We start from the raw sequence: 24,982 nt of genomic DNA, 5'->3' as shown, positions 1-24,982 counted from the left end.
GATGAGTCAGCGTACGACAGAGCGACCCGGCGGGGATGATTCGCTGCACGGAAGCAGCGCCGTCAACCCGCTGCGCGACCCGCAGGACCGCCGGCTGCCCCGGATCCCGGAGCCCTGCGCTCTGGTGATCTTCGGGGTCACCGGCGACCTGGCCCGCAAGAAACTGATCCCGGCCGTCTACGACCTGGCCAACCGCGGCCTGCTCCCCCCGGGGTTCGTGGTGCTCGGCTTCGCCCGCCGGGACTGGGGTGACGGCGACTTCGAGTCCCTGGCGCACGACGCCGCGCGCCGCTACGCGCGTACCCCGTGGCGGGAGGAGGTGTGGGCCCGGCTCGCCGGCAACATGAAGTTCGTCGGCGGGTCGTTCGACGACGACGCCGCCTTCGACACCCTCGCCCAGACCCTCGACGAGCTGCGCGAGTCGCACGGCATCGCCGGCAACGCCGCCTTCTACTTCTCCATCCCCCCGGCGGCCTTCCCGGTGGTGCTCAAGCAGCTCTCCCGGACCGGCATGTCGGACAACGAGAAGTCCGGCGGGTGGCGGCGGGTCGTGGTCGAGAAGCCGTTCGGCTCGGACCTGCAGTCGGCCAAGGCCCTCAACGACCTGGTCGACGACGTCTTCACCCGCGACGACGTCTTCCGCATCGACCACTACCTGGGCAAGGAGACGGTCCAGAACATCCTGGCCCTGCGCTTCGCCAACAACCTGTTCGAGCCGCTGTGGAACTCCCGCTACGTCGACTCGGTGCAGATCACCATGGCGGAGGACGTCGGCATCGGCTCCCGGGCCGGCTTCTACGACGCCGCCGGGGCCGCCCGGGACGTGCTGCAGAACCACCTGCTACAGCTGCTCGCCCTGGTCGCCATGGAGGAGCCGACCAGCTTCGACGCCAGCGAGATCCGGGCGGAGAAGCTGAAGGTGCTCCGGGCGATCACCATCCCGCAGGACGTCGCCGAGGGGACCGTACGCGGGCAGTACCTGCCCGGCTGGGTCGGCGGCGAGCGGGCCGTCGGCTACCTCGAGGAGGAGGGCGTCCCCCAGGACTCCACCACCGAGACGTACGTGGCCGTGCGGCTGGGCATCCAGAACCGCCGCTGGGCCGGGGTGCCCTTCTACATCCGGGCCGGCAAGCGGCTGCCGCGGCGGGTCACCGAGGTCGCCATCATGTTCAAGAAGGCGCCGCACCTGCCGTTCAACCAGGCCGACATGGAGATGCTCGGCAACAACCAGCTCGTCATCCGGGTGCAGCCCGACGAGGGCGTGGTGCTCAAGTTCGGCTCCAAGGTGCCGGGCACCACGATGGAGGTCCGCGACATCGCGATGGACTTCCAGTACGGCGAGGCGTTCACCGAGTCCAGCCCCGAGGCGTACGAGCGGCTCGTGCTGGACGTGCTGATCGGCGACCGTACGCTCTTCCCGGACGCCGCCGAGGTCGAGCAGAGCTGGCAGGTGGTGGACCCGCTGGAGGCCGCGTGGCGCGGCACCAAGCCGAAGCCGTACCGGGCCGGCGAGTGGGGTCCGCGGGAGGCCGACGAGATGCTCGCCCGCGAGGGGCGGGCATGGCGACGGGCATGAGCGGCGCCCGGCCGACCGGCGCGGGCGGGGCGGAGACGGCCCCGCCCGCCGTCGCGGCGGCGCGCATGGGTGGCGCGACCGCCGACCCGGCCGGTCCCCGGGCGGGCGGGCCGTACCGCGCCGAGCAGGAACGCAATCGCCGCCGGACCGGCACCCCGGCCGGCGGACGGACCAGGAGGCTCCAGTGATCGGGCTGTGGGACACCACCGGCAACGAGGTGGTGAAGGCGCTGGCCGCCGAGAGGCGGAGCGCGGGCGGGGTGGCCAGCGGCATGGCGCTCACGCTCATCGTGGTGGTCGACGAGAAACGGGTCCGTGAGGCGGAGGCGGCGGCGACCATCGCCGCGGCGGCACACCCCTGCCGCCTGCTGGTGGTCGTCCGCTCCGACGTCGAGCGCGAACAGAACCGGCTGGACGCCGAGATCGTCGTCGGCGGCCGGCTCGGCCCGTGCGAGGCGGTGGTGATGCGGATGTACGGCCGCCTCGCCCTGCACGCCGAGTCCGTGGTCATGCCGCTGCTGGTACCGGACGTGCCGGTGGTGACCTGGTGGCACGGCGAGCCGCCGGAGCAGATCGCGAACGATTTCCTCGGCGTGGTCGCCGACCGGCGGATCACCGACGCCGCCCAGTCGACCAACCCGGTCGACGCGCTGCGGCAGCGCGCGGTCGACTACGCCCCGGGCGACACCGACCTGGCCTGGACCCGGATCACCCCGTGGCGCACGCTCGTGGCGGGGGCCTTCGACACGACCGAGGCGCGGGTCACCGCGGCCACGGTCGTGGCGCCCCGGCACGACCCGACGGCCGCGCTGATGAGCGGCTGGCTGGGCGCCCGGCTGGGGATCAGGCCGGCCTGGGAGGAGACCACCGAGTACCCGCGGCTGCGCTCGGTGCGGCTGAGCTGCGCCAACGGCGACGAGCTGGTGCTGACCCGGGAGAACGGCACGGCCACCTTCGAGCGCTCCGGCCAGACCGACCGGCAGCTGCCGCTGGTACGCCGCCCGCTCGGCGACGAGCTGGCCGAGGAGCTGCGCCGCCTCGACGCCGACCAGATCTACGCCGAGGCGCTCAGCGCCGTGACCGGCGTACGCGGGCTGGAGGGACGGCCCGGACGGCGGGTGCACATCTGGAAGGACCCGGCCACCGCGCAGCGGGCCGAGGCGGGCGTCACCGCCCACTCCGGCACCAGCGCCACCCCGGCATGACCGGCGCGCTCACGGTCGTACACCCGGACCGGCCACTGCTCATCGAGGCCGTGGCCGCCCGGCTGCTGGTCCGGCTGGTCGACGCGCAGGCCGAGCACGGGCAGGCGCGGCTGGTGCTCACCGGTGGCCGGGTCGCGGCGGCCGTCTACCGGGCGGTGGCGCAGCTGCCGGCCCGGGACGCGGTCGACTGGTCCCGGGTCGACCTCTGGTGGGGCGACGAGCGGTTCCTGCCGGCCGGGCACCCGGACCGCAACGAGACCCAGGTCCGGGAGGCGCTGCTGGACCGGCTGCCGCTCGACCCGGACCGGGTGCACCCGATGCCGGCCTCGGACGGCCCGGACGGCGACGACCCGGAGGCGGCCGGCCGCCGGTACGCCGCCGCGCTCGCCGCCGCCGGCACGGGCGGCACCGGCCTGCCCCGCTTCGACGTGCTGATGCTCGGGGTGGGCGAGGACGGCCACGTCGCCTCGCTCTTCCCCGGGCACCCGGCCCTGGACTGGACGGCCCCCGTCAGCGCGGTACGGGACAGTCCGAAGCCGCCGCCCGTGCGGCTCACGCTGACCCTGCCGACCATCAACACGGCCCACGAGGTCTGGCTGGTCGCCGCCGGCACGGACAAGTCGGAGGCGGCCGGGAAGGCGCTGGCCGACGGGACCGCCTCGGGGCTGCCCGCGGCCCGGGTGCACGGCACCCGCCGTACCCTCTGGCTGCTGGACCGGGACGCGGCCGGCGGGCTCACGGAGCCTCGGGCGGACGGGGTCTGATCTCGGGGGTTCGGGGCGGCCGGCCCGCCGCCCCGAACCCGACCGGCCTATTGATCCACACAATTTCGGAGAAAGAGTGCCCTCGCGGGCGGCGTGGGTCAGTGAGGCCACTCTTTCTCTGTATTCGTGTGGACCAGGGGCGCCGATCACAGACGGATCGTCGGGAACGACGATCGGCTCCGGGTACACGGCTGCGCGCGGTCCGGGAGTGGACCGCGCGCAGGTTTTCGTGCTGGTTGTGGCGGTTTGTCAGGATCCGCTGTTGAGCCCCAGCCGGAGCCAGAGGCCCAGGCCGACGATGCAGGCGAACCAGACGATCCCCACCAGGACCGTGTAGCGGTCCAGGTTCTTCTCCGCCACGGAGGAACCGGCGAGGCTGGAGCTGACGCCGCCGCCGAACATGCTCGACAGACCGCCGCCCTTGCCCCGGTGGAGCAGGATCAGCAGGGTGAGCAGCGCGCTGGTGATGATCAGCAACACGATCAACGTGTACGCGAACGCGATCGGCATGGTAAGGGTCTTTCCTCTCGTTGCGATCCTCGCCCGCGCTCTTGCGATGACGCGGCGGGCACCGACCGGCAGGCGGGCCCGTCAAGGATAGCGAGCGTCAGCGGCTGATGTGCTCCGGGAAGCGGCAGATTTGCGCGAACTCCTCGCCGTCCAGGCTCGCCCCGCCGACCAACCCGCCGTCCACGTCCGGCTGGGCCATGATCGAGGCGATGTTCGCGGCCTTCACCGAGCCGCCGTACAGGATCCGGACGCGTTCGGCCGTCTCCTGGTCGTACGTCTCGGCGATGCGCCGGCGCACCGCCCCGCAGACCTCCTGGGCGTTCTCCGGCGTCGCGGTCTTGCCGGTGCCGATCGCCCAGACCGGCTCGTACGCGATCACGATCTTGGTTACCTGCTCCGCCGTGAAGCCGCGCAGTGCCGCGTCCAGCTGCTCGCAGCAGAACTGTACGTGGCGCTCCTCCTCGCGGATCTCCAGGCCCTCGCCGACGCAGAGAATCGGGGTGATCTCGTTGGCCAGCGCGGCGGCCACCTTGAGGTTGACCACCGCGTCGTCCTCGTGGTGGTAGGCCCGCCGCTCGGAGTGGCCGACCACCACGTACTGGCAGCCCAGCTTCGCGAGCATCGCACCGGAGATGTCACCGGTGTAGGCACCCGACTGGTACGGCGAGAGGTCCTGCGCGCCGTACCCGATCAGCAGCTTGTCGCCGTCGATCAGCGTCTGCACGCTGCGCAGGTCGGTGAAGGGCGGCAGCACCACCGTCTCGACGTCGGTGAGCTGCTGCTCGTTGAGGCTGAACGCCAACTTCTGGACCAGCGCGATGGCTTCCAGGTGGTTGAGGTTCATCTTCCAGTTGCCGGCCATCAGCGGCCGGCGGGCGGGAGCGGCAGCCATCAGTTCTCCAGGGCGACGACGCCGGGGAGGGCCTTGCCCTCCAGGTACTCCAGCGAGGCTCCCCCGCCGGTGGAGATGTGCCCGAACGACGACTCGTCGAGGCCGAGCGCCCGTACCGCCGCGGCCGAGTCACCGCCGCCGACGACCGTGAAGCCGTCGACCTTGGTGATCGCCTCGGCGACGCCGCGCGTACCGGCGGCGAACGGGGCCAGCTCGAAGACGCCCATCGGACCGTTCCAGAAGACGGTACGGGCGCCGCTGATCTCCTGCGCGAACGCCGCGACGGTGGCCGGGCCGACGTCCAGGCCGAGCCGGTCGGCCGGGATCGCGTCCACCGCGACCGTCTCATGGTCGGCGTCGGCGGCGAAGGCGGTGGCCGCCACCACGTCCACCGGCAGCACGATCCGGCCGGCCGAGCGCGCCAGCAGGTCGCGGCAGGTGTCGAGCATCTCCTCTTCGAGCAGCGACTTGCCGACCTCGTGGCCCTGTGCCTTGAGGAAGGTGAAGCACATGCCGCCGCCGATCAGCAGCCGGTCCACGGTCGGCAGCAGCGCCTCGATCACGGCGAGCTTGTCGGAGACCTTGGAACCACCGAGCACCACCACGTACGGGCGCTCCGGCTCGTGCCGCAGCTTCGCGAGCACCTCGACCTCGCGCAGCACCAGCCGGCCGGCGAACCGGGGCAGGCGCGCCGCCACGTCGTAGACGCTGGCGTGCTTGCGGTGCACGGCGCCGAACGCGTCGTCCACGTACGCCTCGCCGAAGGCGGCCAGCCGGTCGGCGAACTCGCCCCGCTCGGCCTCGTCCTTGCTGGTCTCGCCCGGGTTGAACCGCAGGTTCTCCAGCAGCACCACCCCGCCCGGCGCGACCGCGTCGACCGCGGCGCGGGCGGAGTCGCCGACCGTGTCCTCCGCGAAGGTCACCGGGGCGCCGAGCAGCTCGCCGAGCCGGGCGGCGACCGGCGCCAGGCTGTACTTCGGGTCCGGCGCGCCCTTCGGGCGACCGAGGTGGGAGCAGACGACCAGCGCGGCCCCGGCGTCCCGGAGCGCGCCCAGCGTCGGCAGCACGGCGCGGATGCGACCGTCGTCGGTGATCGCACCCGTCTCCTTGTCGAGGGGGACGTTCAGGTCGGCGCGCACCAGCACGCGCCGACCCGAAACCCCCTCGGCGAGAAGATCGTCGAGGGTACGGATGCTCACAGCGAGGAACCCACCAGCTTGACGAGGTCGACGAGGCGGTTGGAGTAACCCCACTCGTTGTCGTACCAGCCGACGACCTTGGCCTGCTTGCCGTTGACCTTGGTCAGGCCCGCGTCGTAGATGCAGGAGGCCGGGTCGGTGACGATGTCGGAGGAGACGATCGGCTCCTCGGTGTAGGTCAGGATGCCCTTGAGCGGGCCGTCCGCGGCAGCCTTGTAGGCGGCGTTGATCTCGTCGATCGAGGCCTCCCGGGCCAGGTCGACGGTGAGGTCGGTGGCCGAGCCGGTCGGGATCGGCACCCGCAGCGCGTAGCCGTCGAGCTTGCCGTTGAGCTCCGGCAGGACCAGGCCGATCGCCTTGGCCGCACCGGTCGAGGTCGGTACCACGTTGATCGCGGCGGCGCGGGCCCGGCGCAGGTCCTTGTGCGGGCCGTCCTGCAGGTTCTGGTCCTGCGTGTAGGCGTGCACGGTGGTCATCAGACCCCGCTCGACACCGAACGCGTCGTGCAGCACCTTGGCCAGCGGGGCCAGGCAGTTCGTGGTGCACGAGGCGTTCGAGATGATCGAGTGCTTCGCCGGGTCGTACGAGTCGTGGTTGACGCCCATCACGACGGTGACGTCGTCGTTCTTGGCCGGCGCCGAGATGATGACCTTCTTGGCCCCGGCGTCGAGGTGCGCGCGGGCCTTGGTGCCGTCGGTGAAGAAGCCGGTGGACTCGACCACGACGTCCACGCCGAGGTCGCCCCAGGGCAGCTTGCCCGGGTCCTTCTCGCTGAACACCTTGAAGGTCTGCCCGCCGACGCTGACCTCGTCCGCGGTCGCCTTGGCCTCCTGCGGGAGGCGGCCGAGGATGCTGTCGTACCGCAGCAGGTGCGCCAGCGTCGCGTTGTCGGTCAGGTCGTTCGCGGCAACCAGTTCGATGTCGGCGCCCGACGCGAGCACCGCTCGGAAGAAGTTGCGGCCGATCCGGCCGAAGCCGTTGATGCCAACCCGGATGGTCACAGGCCCATCTCCTCGCCTTCTGGTCCGCCGGCGTCAGCCCGAGGCCGGCGTTGATGTGGCGCCGACCGTTGGAGCCGGTCGTTGATAGGTCTCGGCCACCCCGCCACGGTCCGTGGACCGACCGCCCGAGGCGGTATGCACGGCGAGGAGAACCGACGTGCCGGCCCCGTCGCCGTACGCTGCGACCTTATCCGAGCCGGCCGCGCCGCGGTGCGGCGGGGCGCAATCCCGTACGGGGGTTTACCTGGCGGTCACCGGTCAGACGGCCAGCATGTCCGGGGTGACCGCGGCCTCGGTGTCGGGAATGCCCAGGTCGCGAGCGCGCTTGTCGGCCAGGGCCAGCAGCCGCCGGATCCGGCCGGCGATGGCGTCCTTGGTCAGCGGCGGATCGGCCAGCGCACCCAGCTCCTCCAGCGACGCCTGCCGATGTTCCAGCCGGAGCCGGCCGGCCGAGGTCAGGTGGCCCGGGGCGTCGTCGGCGAGGATCTCCAGCGCCCGGGTGACCCGGGCCGCCGCGGCCACCGCCGCCCGCGCCGAGCGGCGCAGGTTCGCGTCGTCGAAGTTGGCCAGCCGGTTGGCCGTGGCGCGCACCTCGCGGCGTACCCGCCGCTCCTCCCAGGCGAGCACACTGGAGTGCGCGCCCATCCGGGTGAGCAGCGCGGCGATCGCGTCGCCGTCCTTGACCACCACCCGGTCGACGCCGCGTACCTCGCGGAACTTGGCCGTGATGCCGATCCGGCGGGCCGCGCCGACCAGCGCCAGCGCCGACTCCGGTCCGGGACAGGTCACCTCCAGGGCGCAGGACCGGCCCGGCTCGGTCAGCGACCCGTGCGCCATGAAGGCGCCGCGCCAGGCGGAGACCGCGCAGCAGACGTTGGCGGCCACGACGTGCGGCGGCAGGCCGCGCACCGGGCGCCCACGTACGTCGAGCAGCCCGGTCTGACGGGCCAGCGCCTCGCCGTCCTTGACCACCCGGACGATGTAGTGGCTGCCCTTGCGCAGCCCGCCCGAGGCGAGCACGTGAATCTCGCTCGGGTAGCCGTACACCTCCGCGATCTCGCGGCGCAGCCGACGGGCGACCGCCCCGGTGTCCAGCTCCGCCTCGACCACCACCCGGCCGGAGACGATGTGCAACCCGCCCGCGAAGCGCAGCAGGGCGGCCATCTCCGCCCGACGGCAGCAGGGCTTGGGTACGTCAACCCGGCTCAGCTCGTCCTTGACCGCAGCCGTCATCGCCATTGTGTCGCCACCTCACCGGCCGGTACCGGCATGTCGCCGTTGTTCATCCGTACGTGCTTAACGATCGGCGCCCAGGACAGGCACCAGCGCGCTTCCCAACGCGGCCGGATCGTGCCGGGGCGTGCCGTCCACAACGGCCACCGGGGCGAGAACGAGACGCGCACCCAGCGATTCTGCCGCACGGGCGACGGGTTCGGGGTCACCTACCGCCTTCCCGTCGGCCAGGACCAGATCCACCTTCAGCTCCGGCAGGTACCAGGCGAGCGCCGCCAGGTGGTCGGCGACCGAGAGGCCGAGCGTCTCCTTCTCGGCGGCGAGGTTCAGGGTGACCAGTCGCCGGGCCGGGCTGGCGACGATCGCGTCGGCCAACTCCGGTACGAGCAGGTGCGGGATGACGCTGGTGTACCAGCTGCCCGGACCGAAGATCAGCCAGTCCGCCTCGCGTACCGCGGCCACGGCCTCGGGGCAGGCCGGTGGGCGGCCCGGGGTGAGTCGCAGCGACTCCACCCGTCCCTGCGTCACCGCCACCTGGTGCTGGCCGCGTACCGTCCGCAGCTCGTCCGGGCGGCGCGGGTCCACGCCCCGGACCTGCGCCTCGATCCCGACCGGCTCGCAGGACATCGGCAGCACCCGACCGACCGCGCCGAGCATGGCCCCGGCGTGGTCGAGGGCGGCCACCGGGTCGCCGAGCAGTTCCATCAGCCCGCAGAGCACCAGGTTGCCGACCGCGTGGCCGGCCAGCCCACCGCCGTCGTCGGCGCCGGCGGCGACCTCGCTGAAGCGGTGCTGGAAGAGCTTCGCGCTGCGGCGGGTGGCGGGGTGGTCACCGGCCAGCGCCACCAGCGCCTGGCGCAGGTCGCCGGGGGGCAGCGCGTCCCGTTCGGCGCGCAGCCGGCCGCTGGATCCGCCGTCGTCCCCGACGGTGACCACGGCCGTGATCTCCAGGTCGAGTTCGGGTGCGCAGCGGCGCAGCGCCCGCAGGGAGGCGGAGAGGCCGTGTCCGCCGCCGAAGGCGACCACCCGCGTCGGCGTCATTCCCGCCCCAGGTCGCGGTGCTGTGCGTGCGCCGAGAGCCGCACCTGGCGCAGTCGGCTCGCCAACTCCTCGGCGATGGCCACGCTGCGGTGCTTGCCGCCGGTGCAGCCGACCGCGACGGTCAGGTACCGCTTGCCCTCGCGCTCGAAGCCCGGCGAGGTCGCGTTGATCAGCCGGGTGTACGTCTCCACGAAGGTCACCGCACCCTCCTGACCGAGCACGTACCGGCTGACCGCCTCTTCGCGGCCGGTGTGTTCACGCAGCTCAGGCACCCAGTACGGGTTGGGCAGGAAGCGGGCGTCGAGCACGAAATCAGCATCAGGCGGTAAACCATACTTGAAGCCGAACGAGAGCACGGTGACCCGTAGCCGCCGCGCGTCCTCGCCGCCGAAGAGCTCCTCGACCCGGCTGCGGAGCTGGTTGACGTTCAGGTGGCTGGTGTCGATGATCACGTCTGCCTGGTCCCGCGCCTCCTCCAGCAGGCCGCGTTCGACCGCGATGCCGTCGGCGAGCCGGCCGTCGCCCTGCAGCGGGTGCGAGCGCCGTACGCTCTCGAACCGCCGGATCAGCACCTCGTCGTCGGCGTCGACGAAGACCACCCGCGGCTGGAATCCCCGCTCCTTGAGCGCCCGGATCGCCCCGGCGAGGTCGGTGGAGAAGGCACGGCTGCGCACGTCCAGCACCATCGCCGTGTTCCGGGCCGCGCCGCCGGCCTTGAAGGCCAGCTCGGCCATGTCCAGCATGAGCGCCTGGGGCAGGTTGTCCACCACGTAGAAGCCGACGTTCTCCAGCGCCCGGGCCACCGTGCTGCGCCCGCCGCCGGAGACCCCGGTGACCACCACCAGGGTCGTGTCCGACCGGCTCGGGTCACTCCCGAGGGCCTCCCGGGGCGCCTCGCCATGCCCACCCGGAGCCGCCGGCACCCCGCCGCCGCCGACCTCCCCGGCCTCCGGTCGGATCTCCCCGGCCCGCGGCCCGATCGTCGTGGCACCCGGTCCCGTCGTCGTGACACCCGGCCCGGGCAGCTCGGCCCGCTCGGCTGTCACGTCGCCCCGCTCGGTCATCCCGTTCCCCCCACGCGCCGCCACCCGTACATCGGTCGCCGTCCCCCCGGACGGCCCGACCAATTGTGACGCCCCCGCCCCCGTCGGCCGAGGTCGGGCACCGAACCGTCGAACGCGCCGCGGCCGGAGTCGTACTCTATCCGGCCCCCGCCGGTCGGGACGGCGGCGCCGAGCCCGGCCGGCTGGCGGCTTGCCCTACCCGGCCCGCAGCCCGCCGGCGTCCAGCAGCGCGGCGGCGGTGGCGACGCCGAGCCCCGCGACCCCGGCCCCCTCGACCAGCGTCCGGGCGGCCACGCCGTCGAAGACGACGGTGAGCTGCTGCGCCAGCGTCTCCGGATCGCGCGCGCCGCCGAGGGTGGCCTGTCGCGCGAAGAAGTCGATCAGCTCCCGCTTGTTCCGGCGGGCCACCAGGGCCGCCGGGTGGGTGGCGTCCTTCAGCTCGGTCGCCGTGTTGACGCAGGGGCAGCCGTAGAACTCCGGGTCCCCGGCCGAGGCATCCCACCGCTCGAAGAGGTACAGGATGCGCTCGCGCGGGGTGAGCGGCGCCGCCTCGTCCGGGAGGTGGGCGGCGAGGGTCACCGGCCCGAACCGCTCCAGGGCCTGCGCGACCAGCTCGTCCTTGGTCTCGAAGAGCTGGTACATCGACCGCTTCGAGACGCCCGCCACCTGGCAGAGCCGTTCGACGCCCGTGGCGGTGATGCCCTCCCGGTAGAAGAGCTCGCCGGCCGCCCGGAGCAGCCGCTCCCGTGGCCCGGCCTTCTCGATCGTGGTCATACGGAGAAGCGTACCCCCGGCATTTGGCATCGGAAACCGATCGGTTTACGCTGTGTGGAAACCGATCGGTTTCCAACCTTTGGAGTGCCCGAATGAAGATCGAAAACAGCGTCGTGCTGGTCACCGGCGGCAACCGTGGCATCGGCAAGGCCCTGGTCGAGGAGGCGCTGGCGCGCGGCGCCCGCAAGGTGTACGCCGCCGCCCGCGACCCGAAGAGCGTCAGCGTCCCGGGCGCCGTGCCCCTGGCGCTGGAGATCACGGATCCGGACTCGGTGGCCGCCGCGGCGGCCCGGGCCGGCGACGTGGACATCCTGGTCAACAACGCCGGCGTCCACCTCGGCGGCGAGGTGCTGACCGACGACCTGGACAGGATCCGCCGCGAGATGGAGGTCAACTACTTCGGGACGCTCCAGGTCACCCGGGCGTTCGCGCCGATCCTGGTGGCGAACAAGGGGCACCTGCTCAACGTCAACTCGGTGCTCTCCTGGCTGGCGCTCCCGGACTACAGCTCGTACTCCGCGACCCGCGCGGCCTCCTGGATGCTGACCAACTCGCTGCGCGTGGAGCTGGCCCCGCGGGGCGTCGGCGTGACCAGCCTGCACCCGGGCTGGACCGACACCGAGATGGTCGCGCACCGGAGCGAGCCGAAGAGCACGCCGGCCGAGGTGGCCCGCAGGGCGTTCGACGGCATCGAGCAGGGCGCGTTGGAGGTGCTCGTGGACGAGGGCGGCCAGCAGCTCAAGGGCGCTCTGGCGCTCGACCCGTCGGTGCTCTACGGCGCCGCCTGAGACCGGCCGGCCGGGCGATCCCGGCCGGGGCCCGGCGTCCGCTACGGCCCGGCGATCCCGGCGCCCGCTACGGCCCCGCGGTCCCGGCGTCCGCTACGGCCCGGCCGGTGGCTCGTCCGCCGGCCGGGCCGCCGCGTCGTCACCGGCCACCACCCCCGGGACGGTCGCCTCGTCGCCGCGCAGCGCCGCGATGATCGCCTCGGCGGTACGGCGCCCCACCCCGGGCACCTCCATGATCTCCTCGGCGCTCGCCGACGAGAGCCGCTTGAGCGAGCCGAAGTGGCGCAGCAGCGCCTTGCGGCGCACCTCCCCCAGCCCCGGTACCGAGTCCAGCCCGGAGGCGGTCATCCGCTTCGAGCGGCGCTGGCGGTGGAAGGTGATGGCGAAGCGGTGGGCCTCGTCGCGCAGCCGCTGCAACAGGTAGAGCCCCTCGGAGGCGCGCGGCAGGATCACCGGGAACTCGTCGTCCGGCAGCCAGACCTCCTCCAGCCGCTTGGCCAGACCGCAGAGCGCCACGTCGGTGATGCCGAGGTCGGCCAGTACGGCGGCCGCTGCGGCGACCTGCGGCTGACCGCCGTCGACGACCACGAGCTGCGGCGGGTACGCGAACCGGCGCGGCCGGCCGGTGGTCGGGTCGATGCCCGGACGGGAGGTGTCGTCCGGCGGGACAGCCCCGGCCGCCGGTCCGCCGGCCTTGCCGCCCGGGTCCGCCAACTCGCCCAGGCCCGCCGGTCCGACCAGTCCCGCCGGCTCGCCCAGTCCGGTTGGCTCGTCGAGTCCCGCCGGCTCGTCGACGTCGGCCGATGGCGGCTCGCCCAGCCCGACCGTCTCCTGGCCCAGTCCGCCGGCCTCCGTGGTGAAGTAGTCGCCGGCCACGCCCGGGCTCTCCAACTCGCCCCGGGAGTTCGCCGCCGCGTCCAGGTAGCGGGCGAACCGGCGGCGCAGCACCTCGGAGAGCGCGGATAGGTCGTCGGTGGCGCCCCGGATGGCGAAGCGGCGGTACTCGCTCTTGCGCGGCAGCCCGTCCTCGAAGACGACCATGCTCGCCACCACGTCGGTGCCCTGGATCTGCGAGACGTCGTAGCACTCGATGCGCAGCGGGGCGGTCTGCATGCCGAGCGCCTCGGCGATCTCGTCGAGCGCCTTGCCCCGGGTGGTCAGGTCGCCCGCCCGGCGCAGCTTGTGCCGGGTCAGCGACTCGGCGGCGTTGCGCGCCACCGTCTCCAGCAGTGCCTTCTTGTCGCCGCGCTGCGGCACCCGCAGGGTGACCCGCCCGCCGCGGTGCTGCGAGAGCCAGTCGGCGAGCGCGTCGGCGTCCGCCGGCAGAGCCGGCACCAGCAGTTCCCGGGGCACGTCGGTCTCGCCCTGCTCACCGCCGTAGACCTGGGTGCAGAAGTGGTGCACCAGGTCGCCCGTGGTCAGGTCCTCGACCTTCTCCACCACCCAGCCCCGCTGGCCGCGTACCCGTCCGTCGCGGACGTGGAAGACCTGGACCGCCGCCTCCAGCGGGTCCTCGGCGAATGCGACCACGTCGGCGTCGGTACCGTCGCCGAAGACGACGGTCTGCTTCTCCATGGCCCGGCGCAGCGCGGCGATGTCGTCCCGGAGCCGGGCCGCCCGCTCGAACTCCAGCTGCTCGCTGGCCTCGGTCATCTCCCGTTCGAGCTTGCGCACCATCGTGTCGGTGCGGCCCGCCATGAAGTCGCAGAAGCCGTCGACGATCTCGCGGTGCCGCTCGGCCGAGACGCTGCCGACGCAGGGCGCCGAGCACTTGCCGATGTAGCCGAGCAGGCATGGCCGGCCGACCTGGCCGGCACGCTTGAAGACCCCGGCGGAGCAGGTCCGGGCCGGGAAGACCCGCAGCAGCAGGTCGAGCGTCTCCCGGATCGCCCAGGCGTGCGAGTACGGCCCGAAGTAGCGCACCCCCTTGCGCTTGGCGCCGCGCATCACCTGTAGCCGGGGGAACTCCTCGTCGAGGGTGACCGCGAGGTACGGGTACGACTTGTCGTCCCGGTAGCGGACGTTGAAGCGGGGGTCGTACTGCTTGATCCAGGTGTATTCCTGCTGCAGCGCCTCGACCTCGGTGCCGACGATGATCCAATCGACCGAGGCGGCCGTGGTGACCATCTGCCGGGTGCGCTCGTGCAGCGACCAGGGGTCGGCGAAGTAGGAGTTGAGGCGGCTGCGCAGGCTCTTCGCCTTGCCGACGTAGATCACCCGGCCGGTGGGATCCCGGAAGCGGTAGACCCCGGGTGCGTCCGGGATCGTGCCGGGTGCCGGACGGTAGGTCGAGGGGTCTGCCACGAAAACCAGCCTAGTCCGTACCCCTGTCAAGATCCCGCAGCCCGCCGCGCCCGGCCACGCGCCGCGCCGCGCACCGCGCGCCCCACCGCGCCCCTCCGCGATCTAGGGCAAATCCGCGTGATTGGAGATCAACTAACGCGGATTTGCCCTAGATCGACGAGGAGGGGTGGGTCAGGCGAGCGTGATGTTGTCGCCCTCGACGGAGACGTTCTTGGCGGCCAGCGGCTTGGTGGCCGGACCGGTCTTCACCGAACCGTCGGCGATGGAGAACTTGCTGCCATGGCAGGTGCAGTTGATCGTGCCGCCGTCGACACTCGCCACGGGGCAGCCCTGGTGGGTGCAGATGGCGCTGAAGCCCTTGAAGTCACCGGCGGTCGGCTGGGTCACCACGACGCCCTTGGCGGCGAAGATCGCGCCGCCGCCGACCGGGATGTCCGCCGTCTTGGCGAGGACGTCCCCACCGCCCGGCTGGGCGCCGCCGGTGGTGGTGTCGCCGCCCTCGGGGGCGGCGGTGCCGTCGCCGGAGCCGTCGGTACCGCACGCCGACAGCACGACGGAGACACCCACCGCACCCGCGCCGGCCAGCAGCGCGCGGCGGCTCTGCCCACCGAGCCCGGTCACCACCTGATCGTCACTCATGCCCTAGCCTTCCTGATCGCGTGCCGCTCGCCTGGTCGGAGACGGCCGTACCCAGAAACACGCATCACTGTGACACGCGGTTCACCGCGCCGGCCGTCACCGGTCGGCCCAGCGTGCGGCCGGTCACGGCCGCCACAGGCGTTCAGCGCGGCCGGTCACGGCCGCCGCCGGCTTCCCGACGCGGCCGGCCGCGGTCAGGCCGACTTGGCCGGGGTACGCCGGGTCGCCCGGCTCCGGCCCCCGGTGGCCGACGCCTTCGCGCCGCCCGCCTTGGCGTTCCCGCCGTTCGCCTTCGCCGCCCGGGCGGTGGCGGCGGCCGCCCCCGTCCCCTCGCCCTCGAGCCCGAGCACGGGTCGCAGGTACTGGCCGGTGTGGCTCTCCGGAACCTCCGCCAGCTCCTCCGGCGTACCGGCGGCGAGCACGGTCCCGCCCCGGTGCCCGCCCTCGGGGCCCATGTCGATCAGCCAGTCCGCGGTCTTGATCACGTCGAGGTTGTGCTCGATCACGATCACCGTGTTGCCCTTGTCGACAAGGTTGGACAGTACGCCGATCAGCTTGCGGATGTCCTCGAAATGCAGGCCGGTGGTCGGCTCGTCGAGCACGTACACGGTCCGGCCGGTCGAGCGCTTCTGCAGCTCGGAGGCGAGCTTGACGCGCTGCGCCTCGCCGCCGCTCAGCGTCGGCGCCGGCTGCCCGAGCCGTACGTAGCCGAGGCCCACGTCGACCAGGGTCTTGAGGTGCCGGTGGATCGCCGGGATGGCCGAGAAGAACTCGGCCGCCTCCTCGATCGGCATCTCCAGCACGTCGGAGACGGTCTTGCCCTTGTAGTGCACCTCAAGGGTCTCCCGGTTGTACCGGGCGCCCTTGCAGACCTCGCAGGGGACGTAGACGTCCGGCAGGAAGTTCATCTCGATCTTGATGGTGCCGTCGCCACTGCACGCCTCGCACCGGCCGCCCTTGACGTTGAACGAGAACCGGCCCGGCCCGTACCCGCGTACCTTCGCCTCGGTCGTCTCGGCGAAGAGCTTGCGGACGTGGTCCCAGACGCCGGTGTACGTGGCGGGGTTGGACCGCGGGGTACGCCCGATCGGCGACTGGTCCACGCCGACCACCTTGTCCACGTGCTCCAGCCCGGTGATCCGGGTGTGCCGCCCCGGCACCAGCCGGGCGCCGTTGATCTGGTTCGCGAGCACGGTGTAGAGGATGTCATTGACCAGGGTCGACTTGCCGGAGCCGCTGACCCCGGTGACCGCGATGAGCTGGCCGAGCGGGAAGCTCACGGTCAGGTTGCGCAGGTTGTGCTCCCGCGCGCCCTGGACCACCAGTTCCCGGCCCGGCGTCTGCGGCCGGCGCTGCGCGGGCGTGACGATCGAGCGGCGCCCGGCGAGGTAGTCCCCGGTGAGCGACTCGGTGTTGGCGAGCAGGTCGGCCACGGAGCCGCTGTGCACGATCCGGCCACCGTGCTCGCCCGCGCCCGGCCCGATGTCGACGATCCAGTCGGCGGTACGGATGGTGTCCTCGTCGTGCTCGACCACGATCAGCGTGTTGCCCAGGCCCCGGAGCCGGACCAGGGTCTGGATCAGGCGGTGGTTGTCCCGCTGGTGCAGGCCGATCGAGGGCTCGTCGAGCACGTAGAGGACGCCGACCAGGCCGGAGCCGATCTGGGTGGCCAGCCGGATCCGCTGCGCCTCGCCGCCGGAGAGCGTACCGGCGGGCCGGTCGAGCGAGAGGTAGTCCAGCCCGACGTCGACCAGGAACCGCAGCCGAGCGTTGATCTCCTTGAGTACCCGCTCGGCGATCATCTTCTGCCGGTCGGTGAGCGTCATCGAGCCGAGCAGCTCGGCGCACTCGCCCACGGAGAGGGCGCAGACCTCGGCGATGCTGCGGCCGGCCAGCGTCACCGCCAGCACCTCGGGCTTGAGCCGGGCGCCGCCGCAGGCCGCGCAGGGCACGTCCCGCATGTAGCCCTCGTACTTCTCCCGGGACCACTCCGACTCGGTGTCGTTGTGCCGCCGCTCGATCCACTGCACCACGCCCTCGAAGCCGGTGTAGTAGGAGCGCTCGCGGCCGTACTTGTTGCGGTACCGCACGTGCACCTGGTCGCCGGAGCCGTGCAGGATCGTCTTCTGCGCCCGCGCGGGCAGCGCCCGCCACGGCGTGTCCAGGTCGAAGTGCTCGGCCTCGCCCAGCGCCTCCAGCAGCCGCAGGAAGTACTCCAGCGTGTGGCCGCCGGACCAGGGCTGGATCGCCCCCTCGCGCAGGGTGCGCTCCACGTCCGGTACGACCAGTTCCGGGTCGACCTCCTTCTTGGTGCCGAGGCCGGTGCACTCGGGGCAGGCGCCGTACGGGGCGTTGAAGGAGAAGACCCGCGGCTCCAGGTCCTCGATCGCCAGCGGGTGGTCGTTCGGGCAGGCCAGGTTCTCGGAGTAGCGCCGCTCGCGGTTCGGGTCGTCCTCGGGCAGGTCGACGAAGTCGAGCAGGACCAGCCCGCCGGAGAGCGCCAGCGCGGACTCGACCGAGTCGGTGAGCCGCTGCTTGCTGCTCGGCTTCACGGTGAGCCGGTCGACCACCACCTCGATGGTGTGCTTCTCCTGCTTCTTGAGCTTCGGCGGCTCGGTCAGCGGGTGGACCGTCCCGTCCACCCGGGCCCGCGCGTAACCCTTGGACTGCAGCTCGGCGAAGAGGTCGACGTACTCCCCCTTGCGGCCGCGGATGACCGGGGCGAGCACCATGAAGCGGATGCCCTCCTCCATCGCCAGGACGCGGTCGACGATCTGCTGCGGGCTCTGCTTGGAGATCCGCTCGCCGCAGACCGGGCAGTGCGGCTCGCCGACGCGGGCGAAGAGGAGCCGGAGGTAGTCGTAGACCTCCGTGATCGTCCCCACGGTCGAGCGCGGGTTGCGGGAGGTGGACTTCTGGTCGATCGAGACGGCGGGGCTGAGCCCCTCGATGAAGTCGACGTCGGGCTTGTCCATCTGCCCCAGGAACTGGCGGGCGTAGGAGGAGAGCGACTCGACGTACCGCCGCTGCCCCTCTGCGAAGATCGTGTCGAACGCGAGGCTGGACTTGCCGGAACCCGAGAGCCCGGTGAAGACGATCATCGCGTCCCGCGGCAGGTCGAGATTGACGTCGCGGAGGTTGTGCTCGCGCGCGCCGCGGATGATCAGTCGGTCGGCCACTGTGGGTGCACTCCCGGGTGAAGAAAGTAAGGGTATGTCCGCTTGTCGGGCGCACTTCGGCCGTCGCATCCGGCACACGAGAAGCGCCCCGGCAACGATAGCCCCGGGGTACGACACTTTCGCGCGCCCGGCCATTCCCACAGCTCCGCACGCCGATCTAGGGCAAATCTTCGTGATCGGAGATCAACTAACGACGATTTGCCCTAGATCGGCGCGCTAGGTGCCGCCGGTCGACGGACGCCAGCCGCGCGTCCCGCCGCCCGGTCTCCACCGCGACCTCGCGTTGCAGCCGCTGCCAGCTCTCCCAGCGTCGCGGTGCCAGCGTGCCGTCCTCCAGCGCGGCCCGTACCGCGCAGCCCGGCTCGGCCGCGTGCCCGCAGTCGGCGAAGCGGCACCGGCGGACCAGCGCCGTCACCTCGGCGAAGGCCCGGTCCAGACCGGCGGCGGCGTCCAGCAGCCCGACGGCGCGTACCCCGGGGGTGTCCAGCACCGCCCCACCGCCCGGAATCGGGACCAACGCCCGGTAGGTGGTGGTGTGCCGGCCCTTGCCGTCCACCCGGCGGATCTGCTGGGTGGCCATCACCGTGGCCCCGGCCAGCGCGTTGACCAGGGTCGACTTGCCCGCGCCCGAGGGGCCGAGCAGCGCCAGGGTCCGCCCCGGGCCGACCCGGGGGCGCAGCGCCGCGAGCCCGTCCCCGCGCTGCGCGCTCACCGGCAGTACCTCGACACCGGGCGCCACCTCGGCGAGCTGGGCCACCACGGCCGCCGGGTCCGGCGCCAGGTCGCACTTGGTGAGGACGACCAGCGGACGGGCGCCGGACTCCCAGGCGAGCGCCAGCAGCCGTTCGATCCGGGCCACGTCCGGGGCCGGGTGCATCGGTTCGATCACGGCGGCGGTGTCGCAGTTGGCGGCCAGCACCTGACCCGAGGAGTCCTTGTCGGCGGTACGCCGGACGATGGCGGTACGCCTGGGCAGGACGACCTCGACGGTGCTGCGCTCGTCCGGCCAGCGCCGGACGAGTACCCAGTCGCCCGCGCAGGGCAGGTTGACCGGGTCGCCGGTGGCCGCGAGGACGGCGCCGGCCAGGCTGGCCCGTACGGTGCCGGTGGCGGCGAGCACCGTGCAGACGCCCCGGTCGGCCCGGAGCACCCGGGCCGCCACGAGCGTCGGATCACGCCACCGGGCCGCCTCGGCGGCGAAGGTGTCGTCCCAGCCGAGCGCGACGAGGTCGGCACGGGCGGGGCTCTGGGCGCCGGCGCTGGTCTGGACGCCGGCGGTCTGCTCGAACATTGGTCACCCCTGACGGGAGTAGGAACCGGAACTGGTGAACACGAGTACGGCGACCGGCATGAACCCCACCTCCGTCCTGCACCCGGTGACGCGTCGACACCGACGGTAGGGGGCGCGCCGACGCACCGAAAGCGATTTCCGGCGCGCCCGGACCGCTCCGGCCCGTTAGGGTGCAGAACGTGACGGTCGATCCCCTGCTCCTGATGCCGGAGTTGGAACGGGCCGCCGACCGGCTGTTGCGGACCGCCGCCGGCCTGGACGAGGCGGCGCTCGCCGAGCCGTCGCTGCTGCCCGGCTGGAGCCGTGGGCACGTGCTCGCCCACCTGGCCCGCAACGCCGACAGCTACGTGAACCTGCTGACCGCGGCGCGTACCGGCGAGCCCATCCCGGCGTACCCCAGCGAGGCCGCCCGGGCGGCGGACATCGAGGCGGGCGCGGCCCGCCCGCCCGGCGAGCAGCTCGCGGACCTGCGCGCGGCGGCCGAGCGGTTCGCCCACGCCGTGGCGATGATGCCGGCCGAGGCGTGGGCGGTCACCGTGACCGGCCGCACGCGAGACCTGCTCGCCGCCACGCTGGTCTGGGGACGGCTGCGCGAGATCGAGGTGCACCACGTCGACCTCGCCGCCGGCTACCGCGTCGCGGACTGGCCGGACGCCTTCAGCCTCCGGCTCCTGCACGAGGTGGCCACGGACCTCGCCGGCCGCCCCGACGGCCCGGCCGTCGTGGTCGTCGCCACCGAGCCGGGTCACCGGTTCACCCTCGGCGCGGCCACGGACGCGCCCACCGTCACCGGACCGGCGTACGCGCTGGCCGGCTGGCTCACCGGGCGCGGTGACGGCGACGGCCTCGCCGTGACCCCGGACGGGCCCCTGCCGATCCCTCCCAACTGGATCTAGAGGTGAACGTGACCTACACCGGAGACGTCTCCACCGGCGGCCCGCCCGACGTACGGGAGCTGCCCGCCCTCACCATCACCAAGGTCTCGGTGGGGCCGATGGAGAACAACGCCTACCTGCTGCGCTGCCGCTCCACCGGCCAGCAGCTGCTCATCGACGCGGCCAACGAGGCACCCCGGCTGCTGGAGCTGATCGGCGACGGCGGGCTCACCGCCGTCGTCACCACCCACCAGCACATGGACCACTGGGTGGCGCTGGAGGAGGTCCTCGCGGCCACCGGCGCGCAGTCCCTGGCGCACACGGCGGACGCCGGCGGCCTGCCCGTCGCCTCCGAAACCCTGATCGACGGCGACACGGTACGGGTCGGCGACTGCGCCCTGGAGGTCATCCACATCGTCGGGCACACCCCCGGTTCGATCGCCCTGCTCTACCGCGACCCGTCCGGCGCGCCGCACCTCTGGACTGGCGACAGCCTCTTCCCGGGCGGGGTCGGCAACACCGACAAGGACCCGCTCCGGTTCACCTCGTTGATCGACGATGTGGAGCACAAGCTCTTCGACCGGCTGCCGGACGAGACGTGGTTCTACCCGGGCCACGGGAAGGACTCGACGCTCGGCGCCGAGCGCCCGGCGCTGCCCGAGTGGCGGGCTCGCGGCTGGTAGCCGGCGACGCCAGGATGCGGCCCGCGACCCGGTAGCGGTGTCGGGCCGCTCCGGCGCGCCGCCGGCGTGGCTGGGAGATCCGGCGCGCCGCCGGCGTGGCTGGGAGATCCGGCGCGCCGCCGGCGGACGCCTGAGCCGTACGGGAACCGGGGTCGGTCAGTTTCGACGGGACAGGTTGAGCCGGATGGCGCGCAGCAGCAGACCGGGCCGGGCCAGGCTGCTCGGGTGCTCGATCATGGTGACCACCTGGTTCAGCGCGTGGTTGACCACCGGGTCCGTCATCGACGCCCGGAACATCTGGTCGCTGAACCACTTGGTCACCCGGTAGCCGCGCGGGTAGGGACCGTCGACGTGCGGCAGCGCGATGTCGGCGAAGGTGGAGAGTTGCCAGGCGGCGTCCACGATCACCCGTACCAGCCGGAAGTAGGCCCAGGCCGGCCCGTCCAGTGGGGACGGGCCGGACCGCAGGTACGCCGAGAGGCAGGACGCGTGCAGCATCGCGGAGGTCATCCCCTGCCCGTAGATCGGGTTGAACGACGCGACCGCGTCCCCGGCGGCGACCAGCCCGGCGGGCAGCCGGTCGAGCCGGTCGAAGTCGCGCCGCCGGCTGTCGGCCTGGTGGTACGTGACCACGTCCCCGATCATCCGGCCGTGCTGCGCGATCTCCCCGAACTCCGTCGGGAAGTGGTCCCGGCACCGGGCCTTGAAGTCCTCGACGTCCCGGGTCGGCCGGTCGTCGTCGTACCCGGCGACCAGCATGATCCAGCGGTTGTCCTCGACCGAGTTGATCCCGCCGATCCGGGCCACCCGGTCCTTCGCCGGCGTGACCTGCGAGATCACCACCGAGGCGCGGCTGACGTTCTCGTCCCGCTCGTACAGCGCCGTCGCGTAGTTCAGCTTGATCGGCATCCGCCGCATCGGCGGTCGGGGCCAACCGTTCTCCTCCAGCCAGTCGCTCAGCCGGCTGGACCGGCCCATCCCGTCGACCACCAGATCCGCCGGTACGGTCACCGGCTCCGCGCCGCCCGTCGGGACGTACCGGGCCCCGGTGACCCGGTCGCCGTCGAAGACCAGCCCGTCGGCGCGGCCGTGCACCAGCCGTACGTTCGGCAGGGCCAGCGTCAGCCGGCGTACCAGCGCCTCCAGGAACGGCCGGGTGGTGATCAGCGCCGGCTTCGGCGGATGGAGCAGCGGGGCGGTGCGCAGCTGCCCGTTGATGAACATCTTCGGCGGGGCGGTCAGCTTCTCCGGGGCGCCCGCGGCGACGGCCTGCTCGCCGAAGCCGGGAAACCAGCGTTCCAGCTGCACCTGGCCGGCGGAGAGGAGCGCGTGCACCTGGCTCCCCTGCGGCACGCCCGGCCGGGGCCCGCCGTCCGCCTCGGACTCGTCGCGCTCGACGACGAGCACCTCGTCGGCGTGGTCGCTGAGCACCCGGGCGGCCATCAGCCCAGCCATGCTGGCGCCGAGCACCACGGCCCGTCCCATGACGACCTCGGCGGCGGCGGGCCGCTCGGACGTGGTCAACTCCGCGAAGAGCTGCGACGGGGAGGGGGACAATCGATGCTCCTTGCTCGGCACGGCGGTCGGCGGGGCGCCACGGGCCGGTGCGACCGGGGTCCGGCGACGGCGGTACGGGCCGGCGGGTGGGCGCGACGGCGGTGACTGATGATCGAAGTCCGCCGAACACTACCACCGACGGGAATCGACGACCCGGACCGTTCGGATACCGGTTGCCCGCCGGATCGGCCGCCGGGCAGGATCCTGGTCCGACACCCACGGGAGGGACGACATGGGCGACTTCGACATCCGTACCGCCGACCTGCGCGCCGTCAACTCGATGACGAAGTACCCGTCGATCCCGACCTACCACGCGCTCGACCCCCGCAACGGCGGGCTGCTCGACGAGTGCGTGCCCTTCCGGGGTCGGGTCTTCCTGACCGAGAAGGTCGACGGCACCAACGCGCGGATCATCTCGCTGCCCGACGGCAGCTGGCTGCTGGGCAGCCGGGAGGAACTGCTGTACGCCCGGGGCGACCTGATCGGCAACCCGGCCCTCGGCATCGTGGCGGCGTTGCGGCCGGTCGCCGAGCGGCTCGCGCCGGCCGGGCGGGACGTGATCCGGGTGCACTACGTCGAGCTGTACGGTGGCCGGGTCACGGCCGCGTCCAAGCACTACACCGCCAGCCAGCGGGTGGGCTGGCGCCTCTTCGACGTCGCGGTGATCGAGGACTACGCCGACCTGCTGGCGGCCCCACCGGAGCGGATCTCGGCCTGGCGCGACGGCGGCGGCCAGCGCTTCCTCGGCGAGTACGACCTGCTGAAGTCCGCGGCCGTGCACGGGCTGGAGTGGGTGCCACGCCTGGCCACACTGGAGGCCGCGGAGCTGCCGACCGAGATCGAGAAGATGCACGCGTTGCTCGGCGAGCGCCTGCCGCGCACCACGGTCGCCCTCGACGGCGAACCCGGTCCGGCGGAGGGGATCGTGCTGCGCTCGGAGGACCGCTCGACGATCGCCAAGGCGCGCTTCCAGGACTACGAGCGGACGTTGCGGCGCCGCGGCGGCCGGCGCTGACCGCCGGACGGCTCGGTCATTCCGTACGCTCCGCGCCAACTCGTCGAAGCCGAAAAATATCTACGATCACCGTAATCACCGGCTTCTTCGCCGAATCTGCCCGCTCGGGCCCCGAACCGGGTTCAACACTGACCAACCCCGACACGCTCTAACGGCTTGATAACGGCACCTTCACCTCAAGGTCGTGTCGGTGCCACAGTGGCAGTCATCTCACTCCCTCGCGTGAGCTGCCCTGCGGGGCGATCCAATGCCCAAGCACGCGGTCCAGGCTCGCCGCACCGGCGGACGCCGGCGCGGTGCCGGGTGCGTTGGCGGCACGGCTTTGACTGGTCATGGAAGAGGAGGACCCCCGGTAATGAGAGTCTCGAAGCGTGCGAGCGCTGTCGCGCTGGGCGCGGCCTGCGCGCTCGTCGCGGCAGGCTGCAGCTCTGGCGGCGACAACGAGTCGTCCGGCGGCGACACCAACGGCGCCATCACCATCTACGGCACGCAGCCGGAGGTCGGCCTCGTCCCGGCCAACACCACCGAGACCGGTGGCGGCCAGATCATCGACTTCCTGTGGACCGGGCTGGTCAGCTACCCGAACGACGGTGGTGCTCCCAAGAACGCCCTGGCCGAGTCGATCACCACGGCCGACTCCAAGGTCTACACCATCAAGATCAAGCAGAACACGAAGTTCCACGACGGTACGGTCGTGAAGGCCAAGAACTTCGTCGACGCCTGGAACTACGACGCGTACTCGCCGAACGGTGTCCAGGGCGCGAGCTTCTTCAGCGACATCCAGGGCTTCTCGGACGTCAACACCTCCGACCCGGACGGCCCGGACGGCCCGCAGAAGGCCCCGGAGCCGAAGTCGAAGACGATGTCCGGCCTGAAGGTCATCGACGACTGGACCTTCGAGGTCACCCTCGGCGCGCCGTTCTCGATCTTCCCGGTGAAGCTGGGCTACAGCGCGTTCATGCCGCTGCCGGACGCCTTCTTCACCCAGAAGCCGGACGACTTCGGCAAGCACCCGATCGGCAACGGCCCGGTCAAGTTCGTGTCGTGGCAGGACAACGTCGAGGTCAAGCTGACCCGCTTCGACGACTACACCCTGGACGACAAGGTCAAGTTCAAGGACGCCACCGTCAAGATCTACCAGGACGACGGTGCCGCCTACCAGGACCTGGTCTCGGGCAACCTGGACTTCATGAAGCAGGTGCCGGTCTCGGCGCTGGCCGGGGACAAGTGGAAGACCGACCTGGGCGACCGGGCCAAGAACACCCCGGTGCCGACCACCGCGCTGATCGCCTTCCCGTTCTACGACAAGCGCTTCCAGAACGCGAAGCTGCGTCAGGCGATCTCGCTGTCGATCGACCGGGCGTCGATCACCGACAAGATCTTCTCCGGCTCG

At 72.3% G+C, this 24,982-nt stretch carries 22 protein-coding genes; 9 read left to right on the top strand and 13 right to left on the bottom strand.

Going from position 1 to position 24,982, the window contains the following annotated elements:
- The first annotated feature begins 1 nt into the window (after nucleotide 1).
- Genes zwf through pgl form a run of 4 tightly spaced genes read left to right on the top strand, consistent with a single transcriptional unit; the run spans nucleotide 2 to nucleotide 3,544 of the window.
- Nucleotides 2-1,576: a glucose-6-phosphate dehydrogenase gene (gene zwf / locus AB0J86_RS13935; RefSeq protein ID WP_363856871.1), complete on the top strand. Its 1,575-nt coding sequence runs from the start codon at nucleotides 2-4 to the stop codon at nucleotides 1,574-1,576.
- Nucleotides 1,561-1,764 carry a hypothetical protein gene (locus AB0J86_RS13930; protein ID WP_363856869.1) on the top strand — a complete coding sequence of 68 codons (204 nt, stop codon included), beginning with the start codon at nucleotides 1,561-1,563 and terminating at the stop codon, nucleotides 1,762-1,764. The genes zwf and AB0J86_RS13930 overlap by 16 nt, the downstream gene beginning before the upstream one ends.
- On the top strand, nucleotides 1,761-2,780 hold the full coding sequence (locus tag AB0J86_RS13925; protein WP_363856867.1) for a glucose-6-phosphate dehydrogenase assembly protein OpcA: 1,020 nt from the start codon (nucleotides 1,761-1,763) through the stop codon (nucleotides 2,778-2,780). Before AB0J86_RS13930 ends, AB0J86_RS13925 begins: the two co-directional genes overlap by 4 nt.
- The gene (gene pgl, locus AB0J86_RS13920) at nucleotides 2,777-3,544 is read left to right on the top strand and encodes a 6-phosphogluconolactonase (protein ID WP_363856865.1); all 768 of its coding nucleotides are present in this window, start codon (nucleotides 2,777-2,779) and stop codon (nucleotides 3,542-3,544) included. Before AB0J86_RS13925 ends, pgl begins: the two co-directional genes overlap by 4 nt.
- A gap of 249 nt (nucleotides 3,545-3,793) precedes the next feature.
- On the opposite strand, the gene secG is transcribed toward pgl, so the two are convergent.
- The 8 genes from secG to AB0J86_RS13880 form a co-directional block, all read right to left on the bottom strand.
- Nucleotides 3,794-4,054 carry a preprotein translocase subunit SecG gene (gene secG / locus AB0J86_RS13915; protein WP_363856864.1) on the bottom strand — a complete coding sequence of 87 codons (261 nt, stop codon included), beginning with the start codon at nucleotides 4,052-4,054 and terminating at the stop codon, nucleotides 3,794-3,796.
- A 97-nt stretch (nucleotides 4,055-4,151) separates the two neighbouring features.
- On the bottom strand, nucleotides 4,152-4,946 hold the full coding sequence (tpiA, locus tag AB0J86_RS13910) for a triose-phosphate isomerase (RefSeq protein ID WP_363856862.1): 795 nt from the start codon (nucleotides 4,944-4,946) through the stop codon (nucleotides 4,152-4,154).
- The gene (locus AB0J86_RS13905; RefSeq protein ID WP_363856860.1) at nucleotides 4,946-6,145 is read right to left on the bottom strand and encodes a phosphoglycerate kinase; all 1,200 of its coding nucleotides are present in this window, start codon (nucleotides 6,143-6,145) and stop codon (nucleotides 4,946-4,948) included. Before AB0J86_RS13905 ends, tpiA begins: the two co-directional genes overlap by 1 nt.
- Complete coding sequence (gap, locus tag AB0J86_RS13900; RefSeq protein WP_363856858.1) at nucleotides 6,142-7,146, bottom strand: type I glyceraldehyde-3-phosphate dehydrogenase; 1,005 nt, start codon at nucleotides 7,144-7,146, stop codon at nucleotides 6,142-6,144. Before gap ends, AB0J86_RS13905 begins: the two co-directional genes overlap by 4 nt.
- A 258-nt stretch (nucleotides 7,147-7,404) precedes the next feature.
- Complete coding sequence (gene whiA / locus AB0J86_RS13895) at nucleotides 7,405-8,385, bottom strand: DNA-binding protein WhiA (RefSeq protein ID WP_363856856.1); 981 nt, start codon at nucleotides 8,383-8,385, stop codon at nucleotides 7,405-7,407.
- Nucleotides 8,386-8,442: 57 nt separating this feature from the next.
- Nucleotides 8,443-9,420, bottom strand: a complete 978-nt coding sequence (gene yvcK / locus AB0J86_RS13890; protein ID WP_363856854.1) for a uridine diphosphate-N-acetylglucosamine-binding protein YvcK — start codon at nucleotides 9,418-9,420, stop codon at nucleotides 8,443-8,445.
- Entirely contained in the window at nucleotides 9,417-10,484 is a 1,068-nt protein-coding gene (gene rapZ / locus AB0J86_RS13885; protein ID WP_363856852.1) for an RNase adapter RapZ, read from the bottom strand. Before rapZ ends, yvcK begins: the two co-directional genes overlap by 4 nt.
- A 195-nt stretch (nucleotides 10,485-10,679) precedes the next feature.
- Nucleotides 10,680-11,258: a TetR/AcrR family transcriptional regulator gene (locus tag AB0J86_RS13880; protein ID WP_363856850.1), complete on the bottom strand. Its 579-nt coding sequence runs from the start codon at nucleotides 11,256-11,258 to the stop codon at nucleotides 10,680-10,682.
- 92 nt (nucleotides 11,259-11,350) lie between these two features.
- Here AB0J86_RS13880 and AB0J86_RS13875 point away from each other — a divergent pair, with 92 nt between their 5' ends.
- Nucleotides 11,351-12,046, top strand: a complete 696-nt coding sequence (locus AB0J86_RS13875) for an SDR family oxidoreductase (RefSeq protein WP_363856849.1) — start codon at nucleotides 11,351-11,353, stop codon at nucleotides 12,044-12,046.
- A gap of 93 nt (nucleotides 12,047-12,139) precedes the next feature.
- On the opposite strand, the gene uvrC is transcribed toward AB0J86_RS13875, so the two are convergent.
- From uvrC to rsgA, 4 genes are all read right to left on the bottom strand, one after another.
- On the bottom strand, nucleotides 12,140-14,350 hold the full coding sequence (uvrC, locus tag AB0J86_RS13870) for an excinuclease ABC subunit UvrC (RefSeq protein ID WP_363856847.1): 2,211 nt from the start codon (nucleotides 14,348-14,350) through the stop codon (nucleotides 12,140-12,142).
- Nucleotides 14,351-14,521: 171 nt separating this feature from the next.
- On the bottom strand, nucleotides 14,522-14,989 hold the full coding sequence (locus AB0J86_RS13865; protein ID WP_363856845.1) for a Rieske (2Fe-2S) protein: 468 nt from the start codon (nucleotides 14,987-14,989) through the stop codon (nucleotides 14,522-14,524).
- Nucleotides 14,990-15,183: 194 nt separating this feature from the next.
- Nucleotides 15,184-18,168, bottom strand: a complete 2,985-nt coding sequence (gene uvrA / locus AB0J86_RS13860; RefSeq protein ID WP_363856843.1) for an excinuclease ABC subunit UvrA — start codon at nucleotides 18,166-18,168, stop codon at nucleotides 15,184-15,186.
- Between the two features lie 187 nt (nucleotides 18,169-18,355).
- Entirely contained in the window at nucleotides 18,356-19,459 is a 1,104-nt protein-coding gene (gene rsgA, locus AB0J86_RS13855; protein WP_363856841.1) for a ribosome small subunit-dependent GTPase A, read from the bottom strand.
- A gap of 179 nt (nucleotides 19,460-19,638) precedes the next feature.
- On the opposite strand from rsgA, the gene AB0J86_RS13850 reads away from it, so the two are divergent.
- Both AB0J86_RS13850 and AB0J86_RS13845 read left to right on the top strand, forming a co-directional pair.
- Nucleotides 19,639-20,355 carry a maleylpyruvate isomerase family mycothiol-dependent enzyme gene (locus AB0J86_RS13850; RefSeq protein ID WP_363856839.1) on the top strand — a complete coding sequence of 239 codons (717 nt, stop codon included), beginning with the start codon at nucleotides 19,639-19,641 and terminating at the stop codon, nucleotides 20,353-20,355.
- An 8-nt stretch (nucleotides 20,356-20,363) separates the two neighbouring features.
- Nucleotides 20,364-21,017: an MBL fold metallo-hydrolase gene (locus AB0J86_RS13845; RefSeq protein ID WP_363856837.1), complete on the top strand. Its 654-nt coding sequence runs from the start codon at nucleotides 20,364-20,366 to the stop codon at nucleotides 21,015-21,017.
- A gap of 156 nt (nucleotides 21,018-21,173) precedes the next feature.
- Here the strand turns inward: AB0J86_RS13845 and AB0J86_RS13840 are convergent, their stop codons facing one another.
- Nucleotides 21,174-22,574: an FAD-dependent monooxygenase gene (locus AB0J86_RS13840; RefSeq protein WP_363856835.1), complete on the bottom strand. Its 1,401-nt coding sequence runs from the start codon at nucleotides 22,572-22,574 to the stop codon at nucleotides 21,174-21,176.
- Nucleotides 22,575-22,806: 232 nt separating this feature from the next.
- Between AB0J86_RS13840 and AB0J86_RS13835 the strand changes: the two genes are divergently transcribed.
- Complete coding sequence (locus AB0J86_RS13835) at nucleotides 22,807-23,589, top strand: RNA ligase family protein (protein WP_363856834.1); 783 nt, start codon at nucleotides 22,807-22,809, stop codon at nucleotides 23,587-23,589.
- Nucleotides 23,590-23,944: 355 nt separating this feature from the next.
- The coding region (locus tag AB0J86_RS13830) for an ABC transporter substrate-binding protein (protein WP_363856832.1) at nucleotides 23,945-24,982 on the top strand (1,038 nt) is incomplete at its 3' end.

It is taken from the genome of Micromonospora sp. NPDC049559, from assembly GCF_040676675.1.
Classification (GTDB): Bacteria; Actinomycetota; Actinomycetes; order Mycobacteriales; family Micromonosporaceae; genus JBFAPK01.
This window is presented reverse-complemented; position numbering and strand designations above follow the sequence as displayed.